This window comes from Tepidimonas thermarum, from assembly GCF_007556705.1.
Classification (GTDB): Bacteria; Pseudomonadota; Gammaproteobacteria; order Burkholderiales; family Burkholderiaceae_C; genus Tepidimonas; species Tepidimonas thermarum.
The window spans coordinates 1-18,246 of sequence record NZ_VJOL01000052.1 but is presented as its reverse complement, the minus strand read 5'-3'; the positions used below and the strand labels follow the sequence as shown (position 1 = coordinate 18,246).

18 protein-coding genes and 1 tRNA gene are annotated in these 18,246 nt (G+C 68.8%); 14 read left to right on the top strand and 5 right to left on the bottom strand.

The features are described 5' to 3' along the window. Positions 1 to 211: 211 nt before the first annotated feature. Genes Tther_RS13305 through Tther_RS11045 form a run of 5 tightly spaced genes read left to right on the top strand, consistent with a single transcriptional unit; the run spans position 212 to position 3,865 of the window. Entirely contained in the window at positions 212 to 466 is a 255-nt protein-coding gene (locus Tther_RS13305) for an SURF1 family cytochrome oxidase biogenesis protein (protein WP_185975077.1), read from the top strand. Next, the gene (locus Tther_RS11060; protein WP_143903823.1) at positions 402 to 1,124 is read left to right on the top strand and encodes an SCO family protein; all 723 of its coding nucleotides are present in this window, start codon (positions 402 to 404) and stop codon (positions 1,122 to 1,124) included. The genes Tther_RS13305 and Tther_RS11060 overlap by 65 nt, the downstream gene beginning before the upstream one ends. A gap of 7 nt (positions 1,125 to 1,131) precedes the next feature. Continuing rightward, complete coding sequence (locus Tther_RS11055) at positions 1,132 to 2,292, top strand: COX15/CtaA family protein (protein ID WP_143903821.1); 1,161 nt, start codon at positions 1,132 to 1,134, stop codon at positions 2,290 to 2,292. Next, entirely contained in the window at positions 2,289 to 3,203 is a 915-nt protein-coding gene (gene cyoE, locus Tther_RS11050; RefSeq protein ID WP_143903819.1) for a heme o synthase, read from the top strand. The genes Tther_RS11055 and cyoE overlap by 4 nt, the downstream gene beginning before the upstream one ends. Further along, positions 3,200 to 3,865 (top strand): SCO family protein, encoded by a 666-nt coding sequence (locus Tther_RS11045; protein ID WP_143903817.1) that lies wholly within the window; start codon positions 3,200 to 3,202, stop codon positions 3,863 to 3,865. Before cyoE ends, Tther_RS11045 begins: the two co-directional genes overlap by 4 nt. A gap of 24 nt (positions 3,866 to 3,889) precedes the next feature. Here Tther_RS11045 and Tther_RS11040 read toward each other — a convergent pair whose 3' ends face one another. Continuing rightward, complete coding sequence (locus Tther_RS11040) at positions 3,890 to 4,927, bottom strand: CDP-6-deoxy-delta-3,4-glucoseen reductase (protein WP_143903815.1); 1,038 nt, start codon at positions 4,925 to 4,927, stop codon at positions 3,890 to 3,892. Between the two features lie 140 nt (positions 4,928 to 5,067). Here Tther_RS11040 and Tther_RS11035 point away from each other — a divergent pair, with 140 nt between their 5' ends. Continuing rightward, positions 5,068 to 6,000 (top strand): NAD-dependent epimerase/dehydratase family protein, encoded by a 933-nt coding sequence (locus Tther_RS11035; RefSeq protein ID WP_143903813.1) that lies wholly within the window; start codon positions 5,068 to 5,070, stop codon positions 5,998 to 6,000. Between the two features lie 88 nt (positions 6,001 to 6,088). On the opposite strand, the gene Tther_RS11030 is transcribed toward Tther_RS11035, so the two are convergent. Then, positions 6,089 to 6,175, bottom strand: a tRNA-Leu gene (locus Tther_RS11030). Between the two features lie 84 nt (positions 6,176 to 6,259). Here Tther_RS11030 and cysM point away from each other — a divergent pair. Together cysM and Tther_RS11020 are read left to right on the top strand one after the other, a co-directional pair. Beyond that, complete coding sequence (gene cysM / locus Tther_RS11025; protein ID WP_143903811.1) at positions 6,260 to 7,213, top strand: cysteine synthase CysM; 954 nt, start codon at positions 6,260 to 6,262, stop codon at positions 7,211 to 7,213. Between the two features lie 129 nt (positions 7,214 to 7,342). After that, complete coding sequence (locus Tther_RS11020) at positions 7,343 to 7,570, top strand: sulfurtransferase TusA family protein (protein WP_143903827.1); 228 nt, start codon at positions 7,343 to 7,345, stop codon at positions 7,568 to 7,570. Between the two features lie 180 nt (positions 7,571 to 7,750). On the opposite strand, the gene Tther_RS11015 is transcribed toward Tther_RS11020, so the two are convergent. After that, the gene (locus tag Tther_RS11015) at positions 7,751 to 10,804 is read right to left on the bottom strand and encodes a valine--tRNA ligase (RefSeq protein WP_143903809.1); all 3,054 of its coding nucleotides are present in this window, start codon (positions 10,802 to 10,804) and stop codon (positions 7,751 to 7,753) included. A 302-nt stretch (positions 10,805 to 11,106) separates the two neighbouring features. On the opposite strand from Tther_RS11015, the gene Tther_RS11010 reads away from it, so the two are divergent. The 6 genes from Tther_RS11010 to queF all read left to right on the top strand — a co-directional run bounded on the left by Tther_RS11010 (position 11,107) and on the right by queF (position 16,440). Then, the gene (locus Tther_RS11010) at positions 11,107 to 11,529 is read left to right on the top strand and encodes a rubrerythrin family protein (RefSeq protein ID WP_043698586.1); all 423 of its coding nucleotides are present in this window, start codon (positions 11,107 to 11,109) and stop codon (positions 11,527 to 11,529) included. A 151-nt stretch (positions 11,530 to 11,680) separates the two neighbouring features. Further along, positions 11,681 to 13,036: a (Fe-S)-binding protein gene (locus tag Tther_RS11005; RefSeq protein ID WP_143903807.1), complete on the top strand. Its 1,356-nt coding sequence runs from the start codon at positions 11,681 to 11,683 to the stop codon at positions 13,034 to 13,036. Positions 13,037 to 13,089: 53 nt separating this feature from the next. Further along, complete coding sequence (locus Tther_RS11000) at positions 13,090 to 13,683, top strand: DUF3501 family protein (protein ID WP_143903825.1); 594 nt, start codon at positions 13,090 to 13,092, stop codon at positions 13,681 to 13,683. 40 nt (positions 13,684 to 13,723) lie between these two features. After that, positions 13,724 to 14,497 carry a peroxide stress protein YaaA gene (gene yaaA, locus Tther_RS10995; protein ID WP_143903805.1) on the top strand — a complete coding sequence of 258 codons (774 nt, stop codon included), beginning with the start codon at positions 13,724 to 13,726 and terminating at the stop codon, positions 14,495 to 14,497. Positions 14,498 to 14,565: 68 nt separating this feature from the next. Then, the gene (locus tag Tther_RS10990) at positions 14,566 to 15,480 is read left to right on the top strand and encodes a 2OG-Fe(II) oxygenase (RefSeq protein WP_143903803.1); all 915 of its coding nucleotides are present in this window, start codon (positions 14,566 to 14,568) and stop codon (positions 15,478 to 15,480) included. A gap of 57 nt (positions 15,481 to 15,537) precedes the next feature. Further along, entirely contained in the window at positions 15,538 to 16,440 is a 903-nt protein-coding gene (gene queF / locus Tther_RS10985) for an NADPH-dependent 7-cyano-7-deazaguanine reductase QueF (protein WP_143903801.1), read from the top strand. A 29-nt stretch (positions 16,441 to 16,469) separates the two neighbouring features. Here the strand turns inward: queF and Tther_RS10980 are convergent, their stop codons facing one another. After that, complete coding sequence (locus Tther_RS10980; RefSeq protein WP_143903799.1) at positions 16,470 to 17,324, bottom strand: sulfite exporter TauE/SafE family protein; 855 nt, start codon at positions 17,322 to 17,324, stop codon at positions 16,470 to 16,472. 324 nt (positions 17,325 to 17,648) lie between these two features. Then, complete coding sequence (locus Tther_RS10975; RefSeq protein ID WP_143903797.1) at positions 17,649 to 18,077, bottom strand: PAS and helix-turn-helix domain-containing protein; 429 nt, start codon at positions 18,075 to 18,077, stop codon at positions 17,649 to 17,651. Positions 18,078 to 18,246: the final 169 nt, after the last annotated feature.

Here is an 18,246-nt window from a genome sequence, read left to right as displayed (position 1 = left end):
AGCAAGATCGCATAAGCGGCTTCCAAGGGGTTGGTTTCGACTCGTATTGCCATGAGGGTTACACTCCTTTCTCGAAGTCATGGCGTCAGACCCACCCTCGCGCTGTCTGCTGGGCGGGGAGCGTAGGCGCGTAGCGCCGGAGATCCCCGCCCAGCAGACAACCGGCAAAATGGAATTTACAGAAAGAACGATACACAACTAAAATATCGACGTGCAGGCGTTTGCCGCCGAGTGGCGGTTGACCCTGTGGCCGGCGTCGGTGCAGCAAACCGCGCCGCCCGAGCGGACCGTCGAGGGTGTGGCGCTGCTGCGCGATTGGACGGCCGTGGCGGTCGATCCGGCCAAACACGTGGGCTATGCCGTCCAGTGGTTTGCGCTGGCCGCGCTTTTGTTGGGTCTGTATGTCTGGTTCCAATTCCTCTCCCCGCGGCGACGGGCCCGCGCCGGCACGGCCGATGTCCCATGATGAGCCGCTCACCATGACCGTGCACAGCCTGCCCACGGCGGGGGAGGGGACCGTGCGGGCTGCGGCGGCCACGCGCGCCGGGCGCTGGAAGATGCTGCTGTTGTTTCTGGTCAGCGCCTCGCCGGTCATCGCCTCGTATGTCACGTATTACGTCATTCGCCCGGAGGGCCGCCGCAATTACGGCGAACTGATCGAGCCGCAGCGGCCGCTGCCGCCCCTGGTGGGCATCGACGCCCAGGGGCGGGAGGTGCCGTTGCCCTCGCTGGCGCATCAGTGGCTGTTCATCAGCGTGGCCGACAGCGCCTGCGACGCGCAGTGCGAGCAGCACCTGTACTGGCAACGCCAGCTGCGCGAGGCGCTGGGCAAAGACAAGGACCGGCTGGACTGGGTGTGGTTGCGCACCGGCGCGCGGCCATTGCCGGAGCGCCTGCGCCCGGCGCTGCAGACCGCAACCGTGTTGTGGGTGGACGAGGCGCAGCTGGCGACCTGGCTGCAACCGGCGCCGGGCGCACGCCTGTCTGACCACCTCTATGTGGTGGACCCGATGGGCCATTGGATGATGCGGTTTCCGGCCCAGGCCGACCCGTCCAAAATCCTGCGCGACCTGGAGCGTCTGATGCGCGCGTCCAGTTCATGGGATCGACCGGGACGTCCGTGAGGTGCTCATGCAAACCTGGTACGACTGGACGCCGGTGTTTCGGATGATGCTGCTGGGGCTGCTGATCGCCGCCGGCCCGCTGCTGTGGGTGTGGCTGCGCCGCCGCGGGGCCGGGACGGTGCAGCGGCTGCAGGCGCTGAGCGTGCTGACCTTGTTTTTGACCTTCGACCTGGTGTTGTTTGGCGCCTTCACGCGCCTGACCGACTCCGGTCTGGGCTGCCCGGACTGGCCGGGCTGCTACGGGGCGGCCAGCCCATTGGGCGCGCACGCGGACATTGCCGCCGCCCAGGCGGCGATGCCCACCGGGCCGGTGACGTTTTCCAAGGCGTGGATCGAGATGATCCATCGCTACCTGGCCACGGCCGTGGGGGCGCTGATCCTGGTGATGGCGGTGGTGAGCCTGATCGAGCGGCGGCGCGACCGCACCATCCCGCTGCTGTGGCCGTGGCTGTCGCTGCTGTGGGTGTGCGTGCAAGGCGCGTTTGGGGCGTGGACGGTGACCATGAAGCTGTTTCCGGCCATCGTCACGCTGCACCTGCTCGGCGGCTTGACGCTGCTCGCGCTGCTGCGCGTGCAGGCGGTGCGCTTTGGCCAGGCCGACGGGCTGTTGCGGCAGGCGTTGCAGATGGGCCCGCGATGGCGGCCCTGGCTGTGGGCCCTGCTGGGGCTGGTGGTGCTGCAGGTGGCGCTGGGCGGTTGGGTCAGCACCAACTACGCGGTGTTGGCGTGCCGCGACTTCCCCACCTGCCAGGGGCAGTGGTGGCCACCAATGGACTTTGCGCGCGGCTTTGAACTCTGGCGCCCGTTGGGCGAATTGCGCAGCGGTGAGGCGCTGCCGTTTGCCGCGCTGACCGCCATCCATTACACGCACCGCCTGATGGCCTACCTGGTGCTGGCCGCGCTGCTCGGTATGGGATGGGCGTTGCGGCGCGCGGGCTTGGGCCGCCAGGCGCGCTGGCTGTGGGCGCTGGCGGCGTGGCAGCTGGTCACGGGGCTGAGCAACGTGGTGTTGGAGTGGCCGCTGTTGGCGGCTGTGGCCCACACCGGTGGCGCGGCCGCGCTGGTGGTGGTGCTGACGGGTTGGCTGGCCGTGGCGCATCCGCAGGCGGCCCGGCAGGGCACGGTGGCGCGCCCCGCGGGCACACCCTGGCAGGAGCGGCGGGCATGACGGCATCGCACTCCCCGGTGGCCGGCGCGCTGCCGCCGACGTGGCGGCAGTACTACGTGCTGATGAAGCCGCGCGTCATCCAGCTCATCGTCTTTTGCGCGCTGATTGGCATGGTGCTCGCGGTGCCCGGCTGGCCCAGCGCCGCCCAGTGGTTGACCATGGCCGTCGCGTGTTTGGGTATCTGGATGGTGTCCGGGGCGGCGGCCGCATTCAATTGCCTGATCGAGCAGCACATCGACGCGCGCATGCGCCGCACCGCCTGGCGCCCCACCGCCAAGGGGGAGCTGAGCCAGCGCCAGGCGTTGGTGTTTTCGGCCGTGTTGTGCACGCTGGGCTCGGCGCTGCTGTACGTGGCGGTCAACCCGCTCACCATGTGGCTGACGCTGGCCACGTTCGTGGGCTATGCGGTCATCTACACCGTGATCCTCAAGCCGCTGACGCCGCAAAACATCGTCATTGGCGGCGCCTCCGGCGCCATGCCGCCCGTGCTGGGCTGGGCGGCGATGACGGATGCTGTCACGGCCGAGTCGCTGATCCTGTTTCTGATCATCTTTTTGTGGACGCCGCCGCACTTTTGGGCGTTGGCGCTGTACCGGGTGGAGGACTACCGGCGCTCCGGCTTGCCGATGCTGCCGGTCACGCACGGATCGGACTTCACGCGGCTGCACATCCTGCTCTACACCCTGATCCTGTTTGCGGCGTGCCTGCTGCCCTACCTGCTGCGCATGAACGGGTGGCTGTACCTGCTGGCGGCGGTCGTGCTCAACGCTGGCTTCGTGTGGCACGCGTGGCGCCTGTGGCGGTCGTATTCCGATGCGCTGGCGCGCAAAACCTTTCGCTTCTCGCTGATCCACCTGTCGCTGCTGTTTGCCGCCATGCTGGTGGACCACTACCTGGTCATGTCGATATGAGCGATCGCCCCTTCCCCGACACCCCCCCTGCGCGTCGCCCCGGGTTGCCACGCCGGGGCTTGCTGGCCCGGTTGCTGGGCGGCACCGGGCTGGCCGTGCTGACCCTGGGTGCCGGTTGGCTGGCGGGGTGCGGCGAGCGCGCGCCGGCCTTTCACGGCATCGACATCACGGGTGCGGATTACGCGCAGGATTTCGATCTGCCCGATCAGAATGGGCAGCGGCGCACGCTGGCGGACTTTCGCGGCAAGGTGGTGGTGGTGTTTTTCGGCTACACGCAGTGCCCGGATGTGTGCCCGACCTCGCTGGGTGAGTTGGCGCAGGCCAAACGGCTGCTCGGGCCCGACGGCGAGCGCTTGCAGGGGATCTTCATCAGCGTGGACCCGGAGCGCGACACGCCCGAGATCATGCGCGCCTACATGGCCAGCTTCGACCCCAGCTTTTTGGCGCTGCGCGCCACCCCCGAGGAGCTGCCCGCCCTGGCCAAGGCCTTCAAGGTGTATTACAAAAAGGTCGAAGGCAAGACCCCGACGAGCTACACCATGGACCACTCCGCCGGCAGCTACGTCTACGACACCCAAGGTCGCCTGCGCCTGTACCACCGCTACGGCAGCGGCGCACAGGCGCTGGCCGACGACGTGCGACGGTTGTTGGCGCAGGGCTAAGGCCAGGGGCGGCCGTGCGAACGCTCAGGCGGCAGCGGCTTTGTCAGCCTCCGACGTAAACGCATCGGCGAAAAAGGCGTCTTCGGGCAGGCCGGCAGCGGCGTAGTCGCGCCGGGCGGAATCGACCACGATGGGCGCACCGCAGGCATAGACCTCGAAATTGGAGAGGTCCGGGTGGTCTTCGAGCACGGCGCGGTGCACGAATCCGGTGCGCCCACTCCACGCGTCTTCGGGCAGCGCGTCGGAGACCACGGGCACGTAGTGCAGGTTGGGCAGCGCGGCGGCCGCTTCGCGCACCCACGCGTCCTGGTACAGGTCGTGCGGGCGGCGGCCACCCCAATACAGCCAGGTCGGACGCGTGATGCCTTGGTGCTGCATGTGTTGCACGATGGCTTTGATGGGCGCAAAGCCCGTGCCCGAGGCGAGCAGGATGGTGGGCTTGTCCGAACCCTCGCGCAGGTAGAAGCTGCCAAACGGGCCTTCGATGCGCAGGATGTCGCGCTCCTTCATGGCGCCAAAGACGTGGTCGGTAAATTTGCCGCCCGGCATGTGGCGGATGTGCAGCTCGAGTGTGGGCGTGTCGGACTTCAGGTGCGGCGCGGTGGCCATCGAGTAGGCGCGGCGCGCGCCGTCGCGCAGCAGAAATTCGATGTACTGGCCGGCGTGGTAGTCGAACGTGTCGTTGGCGGGCAGCTGAAGCCGCACGATCATCACATCGGGCGCGGCGCGCTCGAGCTGCAGCACGCGCACGGGCAGTTTTTTGACCGGGAAGGCACCGGCCGCGGTCACCTGGCGCGACTCGATGACCACGTCGCTGTGCGGCGTGGCGCAACAGGTCAGAATCAGGCCCGCCGCTTCTTCCTCGGCGCTGAGGGCCTTGTCCTGGTGCGGTCCGTGGGTGACGGTGCCGGAGAGCTTGCGGCATTTGCACGAGCCGCAGGCGCCATCCTTGCAGCCGTAGGGCAAGCCGATGCCCTGCCGGATGGCAGCGGCCAGCAGGGTCTCGTTCTCGGTGGCCGCGAAGGTGCGGCCGCTGGGTTCGACGGTGATGGTGAATGTCATACTGGCAGGTGGTGCGGCCGCAGGCCGTGTCGTCAGAATCGTCAAAACAGGGCGGGATTGTCGCAAATGCGCGCGTGCCATGCGCAGCGCGGCGGCAGCGGCCCTGCCGGGGCCGTGTGGCCCTCGAGGGGTGGAGATCGATGTTCAATGGCGTGGGTGGGGCGTTGCCAGCGCGGTTTCGGCGCGCGCGGGTGCTGATCGTCGGGTGTGGGGATGTGGGCCTGCGCAGCGCGCGGCTGTTGGCCGGCCGGGTGCGCTTGCTGGCGTTGACCTCCAGCCCCGAGCGGGTGGCGGCCTTGCGCGCGCATGGCATCACCCCCCTGGTGGGGGATTTGGACGTGCCGGGTTCGTTGCAGCGCTTGGCCGGTCTGGCCGACCGCGTGCTGCACCTGGCGCCGCCGCCATCCGAGGGGCTGACCGATTGGCGGCGCGACCCGCGTTCGCGCGCGTTGGCGGCGGCGTTGGCCCGCCGGCGCGCCCCTGTGGCGCTGGTGTACGGTTCGACCAGTGGGGTGTATGGCGATTGCGCCGGTGCGCGGGTGGACGAAACCCGCCCACCCGCGCCGGCCACCCCGCGCGCGTGGCGGCGCTGGGATGCCGAGCAGCAGTGGCGGCTGTGGGGACGGCGCACCGGAGCGCGGGTGAGCGTGCTGCGCATCCCCGGCATCTATGCGGCCGATCGCGATGGCGGGCCGGCGCAGCGGCTGCTGCGGGGCACGCCCGTGTTGCGGCCCGAGGACGATGTCTACACCAACCACATCCACGCCGACGATTTGGCGCGCGCCTGCGCGCTGGCGCTGTGGCGCGGGCGGCCACAGCGCGTGGTCAATGTCTGCGACGACACCGAACTCAAGATGGGCGACTACTTTGACCTGGTCGCGGATCGCTTGGGCCTGCCGCGGCCGCCGCGCATCCCGCGCGAAGGTGCCGAGCGGCACCTGCCGCTGATGGTGTTGTCGTTCATGAACGAGTCGCGCCGGCTGGTCAACCGCCGTTTGCGCGAGGAGCTGCGGTTGCGCCTGCGCTACCCGACGGTCGCACACGGCCTGGTGGCGCGCCCAACGGCGGTTTGACGGTGGGGACGGGGAGGGAGGGCCGCCCGTGCAATCCCGACGCCCGCGCCGCGAAGGCGCGGGGAGCTGGATGGGGGATCGGGCGCGTTGGTGCCGGAGGCCGGACTCGAACCGGCACGGTGTCGCCACCGGCAGATTTTGAATCTGCTGCGTCTACCAATTTCGCCACTCCGGCGCGCCAGCCCGAAATTATGGCACAGTCACAGGGGTGTCCTGCGCGGGCCATCGCGCAGAAGGCCTGTTTTGCTTGCGTAACGCCATGAACCAACCGTCTTCCCCGTCCCGCCCCGCATCCGCCCGCCGCCGCGTGCGCCGCTACCCGACCATTGAAGATGCCATTGGCCAGACACCGCTGGTGGCGCTGCAGCGCATCGGTGAGCCGGACAACCGCGCCCGCGGCAACGTGGTGCTGGGCAAGCTGGAGGGCAACAACCCGGCCGGCTCGGTCAAGGATCGGCCGGCGCTGTCGATGATCCGCCGCGCCGAGGAGCGCGGCGACATCCGCCCGGGCGACACGCTGATCGAGGCCACCAGTGGCAACACCGGCATCGCGCTGGCGATGGCGGCGGCCATCCGCGGCTACCGCATGGTGCTGATCATGCCGGAGGACCTGTCGGTCGAGCGCGCGCAGACCATGAAGGCCTTTGGCGCCGAGCTGATCCTGACCCCCAAGAGCGGCGGCATGGAGTACGCGCGCGACCTGGCCGAGAAGATGGAAAAAGAGGGCAAGGGGCGGGTGCTGGACCAGTTTGCCAACCCGGACAACCCCCGCATCCACTACGAGACCACCGGCCCGGAAATCTGGAAACAGACCGGGGGGCGCATCACCCACTTCGTGAGCGCCATGGGCACCACGGGCACGATCACCGGCGTGAGTCGCTACCTCAAGGAGCGCAATCCCGCCATCCGCATCATCGGTGCGCAGCCCAGCGAGGGCTCGCGCATCCCGGGCATCCGCAAGTGGCCGCCGCAGTATCTGCCCAAGATCTACGACCCCTCGGGGGTGGACGAGTTGGTCTATGTCAGCCAGGCCGACGCCGAGGCGATGTGCCGACGCCTGGCGCGTGAGGAGGGCATTTTTGCCGGTATCTCGGCCGCTGGGGCGTGCTGGGTGGCGCAGCAGATTGCCCAGACGGTGGAGAACGCGACCATCGTGTTCATCGTCTGCGACCGTGGCGACCGCTATCTTTCGACCGGGGTGTTTCCGGCGTAGTGGCGGTGCCCCGTCATGGGGCGTCGGGGGGTGTGATGCCCCGCTGCCTTGGGGGTTTCCCGGGGGCGTGTGCGGGCGCGCGTGGCAGCGGCTTTACAATCGCGCTTCCCCAGAGGTAAGCCTATGACGATGCCAATCGACCGTGAAGTGGATGCGCGCGGCCTCAACTGTCCGCTGCCCATTCTCAAGGCCAAAAAAGCGCTGGCCGAAATGACCAGCGGCCAGGTGCTCAAGGTGATTGCGACCGACGCCGGTTCGGTGCGGGATTTTCAGGCCTTTGCCAAGCAGACCGGCAACGAGTTGCTGCATCAGGAATCGAACGGCAACGAACACATTTCGATCCTGAAGCGGCGCTGATCGGCGCCGGGTGCGCGCCGCCGCGGTTATCACCGGGTGGTGGCCGCGCGGGTACTGCCCAAGCCCACAAGCCCTCAAGCCCCCTTGCGCGGTATGCGCCTGGGGGCTTTCGTTTGGGCCCGCAGCCGGCGCCCCTGGCGGGATGGCCCGGGTAGGCCGCAGCGGCCGCCGGGCAGCCGCTTAGCCCAGGCGGGCGCGCTGTGCCTGCACCTTGGCCAGGGTGGCCGAAAAATCGGCCAGCCGTTGGCGCTCCTGCTCGATCACGGCCGGCGGGGCCTTGGCCACGAAGGCCTCGTTGCCCAGCTTGCCTTGCGCTTTGGCGATTTCGCCTTGCAGGCGCGCGATTTCCTTGTCCAGGCGGGCGCGCTCGGCGGCGACGTCGATGGCCATGAACAGGCACAGGCGCGCCTCGCCGACCACGGCCACCGGCGCGGCCTGGGCAGCGGCGCTCCACGCCGCTTCGTCGGCAAAGACCTTGACCTCGCTGAGCTTGGCCAGCGCCTGCAACACCGGGGCCCAGCGGCCCAGAAAATCCCCCGCCCCCAGCGCGTACAGCGGCAGGCGCTGCGCCGGCGACACGCCCATGTCGCCGCGCAGGCGGCGGCAGGCTTCCACCATGGCCTTGAGCTGGGCGACCTCGGCCTGCGCCGTGGGGTCGATGCGGCTGGGCTGCGCTTGCGGGTAGGGTGCCAGCATCACCGATGGGCCGGCGCGGCCGGCCACCGGTGCCACTTTTTGCCACAGCTCCTCGGTGATGAACGGGATGATCGGGTGCGCCAGGCGCAGGATGGTCTCCAGCGTGCGGATGAGCGTGCGGCGCGTGGCGCGCTGCTGCGCCGCGTCGCCGGTTTGCAGCTGCACCTTGGCGATTTCCAGGTACCAGTCGCAGAACTCGTCCCAGACGAAGGCGTAGATGGCCTGCGCGACGAGGTCGAGGCGGTAGTCGGCAAAGCCCTGCGCCACCTCGGCCTCGACGCGCTGCAGTTCCGAGACGATCCAGCGGTCGGCCGCGGAGAAGCTGAGGTAACCGTGGAACGGGCCGCCCGGCGCGCATTGGTCGGCGCTGTGCTCGGCCAGGCCACAGTCGCGTCCCTCGCAGTGCATGAGCACGAAGCGGGTGGCGTTCCAGAGCTTGTTGCAGAAGTTGCGGTAGCCCTCGCAGCGCTTGCTGTCGAAGTTGATGCTGCGGCCCAGCGACGCCAGCGCCGCGAAGGTAAAGCGCAAGGCATCGGCCCCGTAGGCGGGGATGCCCTGCGGAAACTCCTTTTCGGTGGCTTTGCGGATGGCGGGGGCGGTTTCGGGCTTGCGCAGCCCGGTGGTGCGCTTGTCCAGCAGCGCCGGCAGGTCGATGCCGTCGATGAGGTCCACCGGGTCCAGCACGTTGCCCTCGGACTTGCTCATCTTGCGGCCCTGGGCGTCGCGCACCAGCCCGTGGATGTACACGTGCCGGAACGGCACGCGTCCGGTGAAGTGGGTCGTCATCATGATCATGCGCGCGACCCAGAAGAAGATGATGTCGTAGCCGGTGACCAGGACGGTGCTGGGCAGGTACAGGTCGTAGTCGCAGGTGCTGACGGCAGCGCTGCCGTCAGCACGGGACGTGCCTGGGCTCATCCGTCCTTCGGCCGGGAAATCGCCCGGTTCCCGCCCGGTGCTGCCGCCAGCTTCCGATGGGGTGGCGGCTTGCGGCCAGCCCAGCGTGCTAAAGGGCACCAGCGCGCTGGAGTACCAGGTGTCGAGCACATCCGGGTCGCGCGTCAGGCCCGCGGCCAGCAGCCGCGCGCGCTGCGCCTCGCCCAGATGGGCCACGTAGGCTTCGAATTGGCGCTGGGCGTCGGCCTCGGTGCGCGCCACGTAGACGTTGCCTTCGGCGTCGTACCAGGCCGGGATCTGGTGCCCCCACCACAGCTGGCGGCTGATGCACCAATCCTGGATGTTGTTCATCCACTGGTTGTAGGTGTTGACCCAGTTTTCCGGCACGAAGCGCACCTGCCCGCTGGCGACGGCGTCGATGGCCTTTTGCGCGATGCTCTTGCCGGTGGGGTCCTGCGGGCTGACCTTGGTCATGGCGACGAACCACTGGTCGGTCAGCATCGGCTCGACGATCTGGCCGGTGCGCTCGCAGCGCGGCACCATCAGGCGGTGTTTCTTCACCTCCACCAGCAGGCCGGCGGCCTCCAGGTCGGCGACGATGCGCCGGCGCGCCTCGAAGCGGTCCAGCCCGCGGTAGGGTGCGGGCGCGTTGTCGTTGACCGTGGCGTCGAGGTGGAAGATGTTGATCAGCGGCAGCTGGTGGCGCTGGCCTACCGCGTAGTCGTTGGGGTCGTGCGCGGGCGTGACCTTGACCACCCCGGTGCCAAAAGCCGGATCCACGTAGGCGTCCGCGATGACGGGGATGTCGCGCCCGCACAGCGGCAGGCGCACGTACTGGCCGATGAGGTGGCGGTAGCGTTCATCGTCCGGGTGCACCATCACCGCCACGTCGCCCAGCATCGTCTCGGGCCGGGTGGTGGCCACCACCAACTGGCCTTCGCCGTTGGCCAGCGGGTAGGCGATGTGCCACAGAAAGCCGTCTTCCTCCTCGCTTTCCACTTCGAGGTCGGAGACCGCGCTCATCAGCACCGGGTCCCAGTTGACCAGGCGCTTGCCGCGGTAGATCAGCCCCTGCTCATACAGCCGCACGAAGGTTTCGGTGACCACGCGCGACAGCCGCTCGTCCATGGTGAAGTACTCGCGGCTCCAGTCCACGCTGTCGCCCAGGCGGCGCATCTGGCGCGTGATGGTGTTGCCGCTTTTTTCCTTCCACTCCCACACCCGGGCGACAAAGTTTTTGCGCGCCTCCTCCGGCGTCGGGCCCATGTCGTGGCGGCTCAGGCCTTGCTCCTGCAGCTGGCGCTCGACCACGATCTGGGTGGCGATGCCGGCGTGGTCGGTGCCGGGGATCCAGACCGTGTTGAACCCGCGCATGCGGTGGTAGCGCGTGAGCGCGTCCATGATCGTTTGGTTGAACGCATGGCCCATGTGCAGCGTGCCCGTGACGTTGGGCGGCGGCAGCTGGATGGCGAAGTTGTGCCCCTGCGCGGCGGCCTGCGCATCGGCCTGGCCGGTGCCGCGCCAGCCGGCGCGGCCGTAGCCGCGCGCTTCCCACTCGGCGCCCCAGCGGCGCTCCACGGCGGCGGGTTCGAACGACTTGGGCAGGCTCTGCAGGCCCGGTTGATCGACGGGTTCGGACATGGCGTATTCTCGGTGCGGGGTAGGGCCGGGCGGGGGCGCGGCGGCCCCCGGCGGGCAAACTAGGTGACGGTCAACGGCGACGGTCAAAGCTGAAATTGTAGGCGGCGGCACCCGGCGTGCCGCCCGTGGGGGCCGTCCCAGCGACAACCGCCGCCCCTATTGATGAAATCAATCCATCGCATTGAGCGATCCGTATGGACGATCGGTGCAAAGCCGGCTATGGTGTATTCGTCTGCCGCGTGGCCGTCACCAACAGCGGCGCGCGGCGGCGCTTCACCGAACCACCCTATCAGGAGATCAGCGTGCCGCAACTCAAGGGATCGAAGACCGAGCAGTGCCTCAAGGACGCCTTCGCGGGCGAGTCGATGGCCAACCGGCGCTACCTGTACTTCGCCAACAAGGCCGATGTGGAAGGCCAAAACGACGTGGCGGCGCTTTTCCGCTCCACCGCCGAAGGCGAAACCGGCCACGCCCACGGCCACCTGGAGTTTTTGGAGCAAGCCGGTGACCCGGCCACGGGGATGCCCATCGGCACCACGCGCCAAAACCTGGAGTCGGCCATCGCGGGCGAAACCCACGAGTACACCGACATGTACCCGGGTATGGCCAAGACTGCGCGCGAGGAAGGCTTCGACGAAATCGCCGACTGGTTCGAGACGCTGGCCAAGGCCGAGCGCTCGCACGCCAACCGCTACGCCAAGGCGCTGGCCGAGCTGGTCGATTGAAGCGCGGGCCGCCCACACCGGGGTGGCCTGATAGGGCGCCCCGAATGGCGCCGCTAATGGTGCACTCAATGGCGCCCCGAATGGCGCCGACATGACAACAACAAGGGCCGGGTGCCGCAGCGCACCACGGCCCGCCCCTCAGGAGATTCCCATGGCCCGCGAAGGCAACCTCGAAGCCCCCACGCGCCACCCGCTCGATTGGCGCAACCCCGACTTCTACGATGAGGCCCAGTGCTTTGCGGAGCTCGAGCGCATTTTCGACATCTGCCACGGCTGCCGCCGCTGCGTCAGCCTGTGCCAGGCGTTCCCAACGTTGTTCGACCTCATCGACGAGGGCAAGACCGGCGAGCTCGACGGCGTGGACAAGGCCGATTACTGGAAAGTGGTCGACCAGTGCTACATGTGCGACCTGTGCTACATGACCAAGTGCCCGTACACACCGCCGCATGAGTGGAACCTGGACTTTCCGCACACCATGCTGCGCGCCAAGGCGATCAAATTCCGCAAGGGCGAGGTCAAGGCGGCCGAGAAGTTTCTCGCCTCCACCGACGTGCACGGCAGCCTGGCGGGCATCCCCATCGTGGTGCAAACGGTCAATGCGGTCAACCGCACCCAACCGGCGCGCGCGCTGATGGAACACGTGCTGGGCGTGCACCGCGACGCCTGGATGCCCGAGCTGGCCAGCCGCACCCTGCGCCGGTCTGCGCCGCCCGCGCCGCAGGTGCAGGTGGTCGATGGCGAGCGCACACCGGGCAAGGTGGCGATCTTTGCCACCTGCTACGTCAATTACAACGAACCCGGCATCGGGCTGGACCTGCTGGCCATCCTGCGCCACAACGGCATCCCCTACACGCTGGTGGAAAAAGAGCGCTGCTGTGGCATGCCCAAGCTCGAGCTGGGCGACTTGGCCTCGGTGGCGGCGGCCAAGGAGGCCAACATCCCGGTGCTGGCCAAGTATGCGCGCGACGGCTTTGCCATCCTGAGCGCGGTGCCGAGCTGCACCCTCATGTTCAAGCAGGAAATCCCGCTGATGTTTCCGGACGACGCCGACGTGCAGCTCGTCAAGGAGGCGATGTGGGACCCGTTCGAGTATTTGAGCGCGCGCCGTCGCGACGGGCTGTTGCGCACCGATTTCCAGCGCGGCCTGGGCAAGGTCAGCTACCAGGTGCCGTGCCACAGCCGCGTGCAGAACATGGGCCGCAAGACCGAGGAAATCCTCAAGCTCATCCCCGACACCGACGTGCAGACGCTGGAGCGCTGCAGCGGCCACGCCGGCACCTACGGCGTCAAGAAAGCCACGCACCCAGTGGCCATGAAGATCGGCAAACCCGCGTTCAAGAGCATGGCGCAGCACAAGGCGGGCGGCACGCCGGATGTCATCGGCTCCGACTGTCCGCTGGGGGGCCACCACATCGCGCAGGGCTTTGAGGTCAACCAGCTCGGCGCGCCCCGGCTCATGCACCCGCTGACCATGCTGGCCACCGCCTACGGCCTGAAGGACGCTTGACAGCCCCCGTCCCCCTTGAACCCACCACCCCGCGAGTCACCATGATCACCACGATGCAACTGACCGGCAAGATCACGCGCGAGACGCTGATGCCGCTGGAAGCCTATGCCAAGTGGCGCAAAGTCCACAAGCCCGAGGTGATCGCGCACCGCAAGCTGCGCACCGTGCACCTGGGCGAGCATGTGACGGTGCAGTTCGAAAGCGAGCTGTCGATGCGCTACCAGATCCAGGAGATGTTGCGCATCGAAAAAATCTTTGAGGAAGAGGGCATCCAGGACGAAATCGACGCCTATGCCCCGCTGGTGCCCGACGGCACCAACTGGAAGGCGACGATGATGATCGAGTACCCCGACATCCACGAGCGCCGCCGCGAGCTGGCGCGCCTCATCGGCATCGAGGACCGCATGTTCGTCGAGGTCGAAGGGCATGGCCGTGTCTACGCCATCGCCGACGAGGACCTGGACCGCGAAACGCCCGAGAAGACCTCGGCGGTGCATTTTCTGCGCTTCGAGTTCACGCCCGCCATGCGCGCCGCGATCAAGGCGGGTGCCGCGGTCAAGCTCGGTTGCGACCACACCAACTACCCGGCGCATGTGACGATCCCGCCCGAGACGCTGGCCAGCCTTGCCGGGGATCTGGCGGACTGAACCGGCGCCGCTATCATGGCGGCCCGGAGGTCCCGCACCGATGTTGTTCATCCTGTCCCCCGCCAAAGCGCTGGATTACGAAACGCCACCCACGACCACGGTGGCCACGCAGCCGCTGTTCGTCGAGCAGGCGGCCGAGTTGATCGCGATCCTGCGGCAAAAATCGCCGCAGGAGGTCGCCGAGCTGATGGACCTGAGCGACGCGCTGGCGCAGCTCAACGTGGCGCGCTACCAGGCGTGGCAGCCCACGTTTGGTCCCGACAACAGCAAACAGGCCATCCTCGCCTTCAATGGCGACGTCTACGAAGGGCTGGACGCGCGCAGCCTGTCGGCCGACGATCTGGCGTGGCTGCAACAGCACGTGTGCATCCTCAGCGGCCTGTACGGCGTGCTGCGACCGTTGGATTGGATGCAGCCCTACCGGCTGGAGATGGGCACGCGCCTGGCCACGCCGCGCGGGCGCAACCTCTACCAGTTTTGGGGCACGCGCATCGCCGAATACCTGTCGCAGCGCGCGCAGGAGGACGACGGCATCGTCGTCAACCTGGCCAGCGAGGAATACTTCAAGGCCGTCGACGCCAAGGCGCTGCGTGCGCGCGTGGTCACCTGCGTGTTCGAGGAGCGGCGCGGCAGCGGCTACCAAGTGATCAGTTTTTTGGCCAAACGCGCGCGCGGGCTGATGACGCGCTGGGCGGCGCTGAACCGGGCGCGCAGTGTGGAGGCGCTGCAAGGCTTTGACAGCGAGGGCTATGCCTACGCGCCCGAGGTGTCCAGCCCGCAGCGCCTAGTGTTTCGGCGCGAGGCGCGCGCGTGACACGGCGCGCCCGGCCCGCAGCAGGTGCAGGGCCGGGCGCGCGGCGTGGGCGCACAGGAGAGGTGGCCATGACGCAGACGGTGACCCCGGAACTCAAAACCTGGATCGTGGAGCAAGCGCGGGCCGGTTGCACGCCCGAGTCGGTGTTGCAGGCGATGCGCCGCGCCGGCTGGGAGGAGTCGGTGGCGCTGGACGCGATGGAGGAGGCGCTGCAGGCCTACCTGGGCACACGCGCGGCGCCGGCCCCGCGTGACGCCGCGGCCGTGGCAGCGGCGGCCCGCACCGTGGCGCGTGCTGCCCAGGGTGGCAGCCCCACCCCGGCCGTGCCGCGGCCCTACCTCGACCTGGCGGGCGCGCCGCGGGCGCTCGACCTGGGCGATCGCATCGTCACGGTGCACGTGGCGCTGCGCCGTCCCCGGCTGGCGGTGCTGGGCAACCTGCTCTCGGCCGAGGAGTGCGACGCCCTGATCCAAGCCGCAGCGCCGCGGCTCAAGCGCTCGCGCACCGTGCAGACCCAGACCGGTGGCGAGGAGCTCAACGCCGACCGCACCAGCGACGGCATGTTCTTCCGCCGTGGCGAGTCGCCGCTGATCCAGCGCATCGAAGCGCGGCTGGCCCGGTTGGTGCACTGGCCGGTGGAAAACGGTGAGGGCCTGCAGGTGCTGCGCTACGGCCCCGGCGCGCAGTACAAGCCCCACTATGACTATTTCGACCCGGCGGCGCCTGGCACGCCGCGCATCCTCGAGCGCGGCGGCCAGCGCGTGGCGACCCTGGTGATGTACCTCAACGAGCCGGTGCGGGGGGGCGGTACCGTATTCCCCGACGTGGGGCTGGAGGTCATGCCCCAGCGTGGCCACGCCGTCTTTTTTGCCTACGATGAGCCGCACCCGTCCACCCATACCCTGCACGGCGGCGCCCCGGTGCTGGAGGGGGAAAAATGGGTGGCCACCAAGTGGCTGCGCGAGCGCGAATTCACCGTTTGACTGCCGTTTGACCACTGTTCGACCGCTGGCGCGCCGCGCCAGCTCTTTCCTCTGTCCATGTCTGCCGATTCCACCGCGTCCATCCCCGCCGTCGATCCCACCCGGGCCGCCGTCCTACCTGGCTTGGCCGATGCCCCCCTGGGCCGCTCGACCGCCTACACCGATACCTACGACCCCACGCTGCTCTGCCCGCTGCCGCGCGCCCCGAAGCGCGCCGAGATCGGCATCACCGGCACGCCGCCGTTCACCGGTGCCGATCTGTGGACGGCGTTCGAGCTGAGCTGGCTCAACGAGCGCGGCAAGCCGCAGGTGGCGCTGGCGCATTTCACGATTCCCGCCGAGACGCCCAACCTGGTGGAGAGCAAGTCGTTCAAGCTCTACCTCAACAGCCTGCACCAGACGCGCTTTGCCAGCGCCGAGGCGGTGCGGGAGCGCTTGCGCGCCGACGTGAGCGAAGCGCTGTGGCGCGGCAGCGAGCGCACGGGCAGCATTGGCGTGCGCCTGCGCCTGCCACACGAGTGGGAGGCGGAGGCGGTGCAACCCCTGGCGGGCCTGAGCCTGGACCGCCTGGACGTCGAGTGCACGCACTACCAGCCCGCGCCCGAGCTGCTGCGCGCCGATCCCTCCCAACCGCCGGTGCAGGAGGTGCTGACCAGCGACCTGCTCAAGAGCAACTGCCTGGTCACGGGACAGCCGGATTGGGGCAGCGTGCAAATCGCCTACAGCGGTGCGCCCATCGACCAGGAGGGGCTGCTGCGCTACCTGGTGAGTTTTCGCCAGCACCAGGAATTCCACGAGCAGTGCGTGGAGCGCATCTTCATGGACATCTGGACGCGCTGCCGGCCGGTGCGCCTGAGCGTGTACGCGCGCTACACCCGCCGCGGTGGGCTCGACATCAACCCCTGGCGCACCAGCCACCCGCAGCAGCCGCCACTGAACGTGCGCACGGCACGGCAGTGACGCCCCCGCGCGGCGTGCTGCGCCCGGCCTTAGCCCAAGCGCCAGCCGAAGGCGCGCGCGACCATCATCAGCGCCACCGCCAGCGTGAGCAGGCCAAAGGCGCGTTGCAGGTGCTTGGGGTGCAGCCGCTGCGCCAGCGCACGCCCGGCCAGCAGCGCGGCGACGGCCCCTGCGCCAAACGGCAGGGCCACCGCCCAGGGCAAGGCGCCGCTGGCGGATGCTGCCACCACGCCGCTGGCCGAAACCAGCGCGATCACCGCCAAAGCCGTGGCCTGGATGCTGCGCAAGTCGAGGTTGCTCACCCGCTGCAGGGCCGGGATGATGACAAAGCCGCCGCCAACGCCAAACAGGCCGCTGAGCAGGCCCGACGTCAACCCCGTGGCGGCGAGGGTGCGCGCGCAGCGCCCGGTCCAGCGCAAGCGGCCCTGCGCAGGGTCGAGCCGGCAGGGGATGGTGGCATCGGCGCCGGCGTCACCGCTTGGGGCGGCGCGCAGACTGCGCCAGGCCACCAGCAACAGCAGCGCGGCAAAGCCCAGCAGCAGGGGCGGCGCCGGCAGCCGCGCCGCCAGCCACACGCCCAGCGGTGCCACGGCCATGCCAAACAGGCCCATGAAACCTGCCGCGCGGTAGCGCACGATGCCGTCGCGCAGGCCGAGCGCGGCGGCCAGCGCCGCGGCCGTGCCCACGGCGATCAGGCCGGTGGGCGCGGCCTGGGGCAGCGGCAGGTGCAATCCGAACACCAACAGCGGCACCGCCAGGATGCCGCCGCCGGCGCCCGTGAGCGCCATGATGAGGCCCACGATGGCGCCCAGCCCCAACGACAGCCCAAGCTGCGGTGCGGCCAGCACGGCGGTGAGCAGCGGGGGCAGGGTGGTGGTATCCATGCGGGTGGGCCGTGGGCGTGACGAGGTACGTGCAGGGTGTGGCATGCCAAGCGCGCCGCACGCGATTGTGCGCCAACGCGTCCGCGTTCCGCCGGCGCGATCCAGTCCCGCGGACGCAATCCCAACCGCCTGCCGCCTGCCGCTCGATGCGTGGTGCGCGGTCGTGATTCCGGTGCGCGCTGCGGCGCGTTGTCCGCTCCGGGATTGCTGAAAAAAGAGGCACTCTGTGCCAAGGCTTGTGGTTGCGGGCTTTCCCGCATTCTCCCGCAGCTTGTCCACAGCATCGCCCACAGGCGGCGGGGACAATCCCGCACCGCCCGGTGTTCACGCGGTCAGCAGGCGCTGCACCAGGTCCAACGTGCTGCTGGCGCCGTACTTGCGCAGCAGGCGTGCGCGGTAGATCTCGACCGTGCGCGGGCTGATGCCCAGCACCTTGGCCGTCTGTTTGGCGGTCAGCCCCTTGAGGACGAGGCTGGCCACTTCGCGCTCGCGCGCCGTCAGCTCGGCCCGCACGGGCCGCCGCGAGGACAGATCCTCGAAGCTCCAGATGCCCGCGGCGTGCGGGTCGGCGCGGTCGAGCGCGCGCCCGGTCACGTGGCACCAAAAGGTCTGGCCCGCTAGGCGCCCGCCCAGGCGGCGCATGATGCGCTCGCCAATGCGCTCGAACTCGTCGGCGCTGGGGTAGAGGATGCGAAAGCTCTGTCCGATGAGCTGCTCGCGGCAGTTGTGTATCGTTCTTTCTGTAAATTCCATTTTGCCGGTTGTCTGCTGGGCGGGGATCTCCGGCGCTACGCGCCTACGCTCCCCGCCCAGCAGACAGCGCGAGGGTGGGTCTGACGCCATGACTTCGAGAAAGGAGTGTAACCCTCATGGCAATACGAGTCGAAACCAACCCCTTGGAAGCCGCTTATGCGATCTTGCT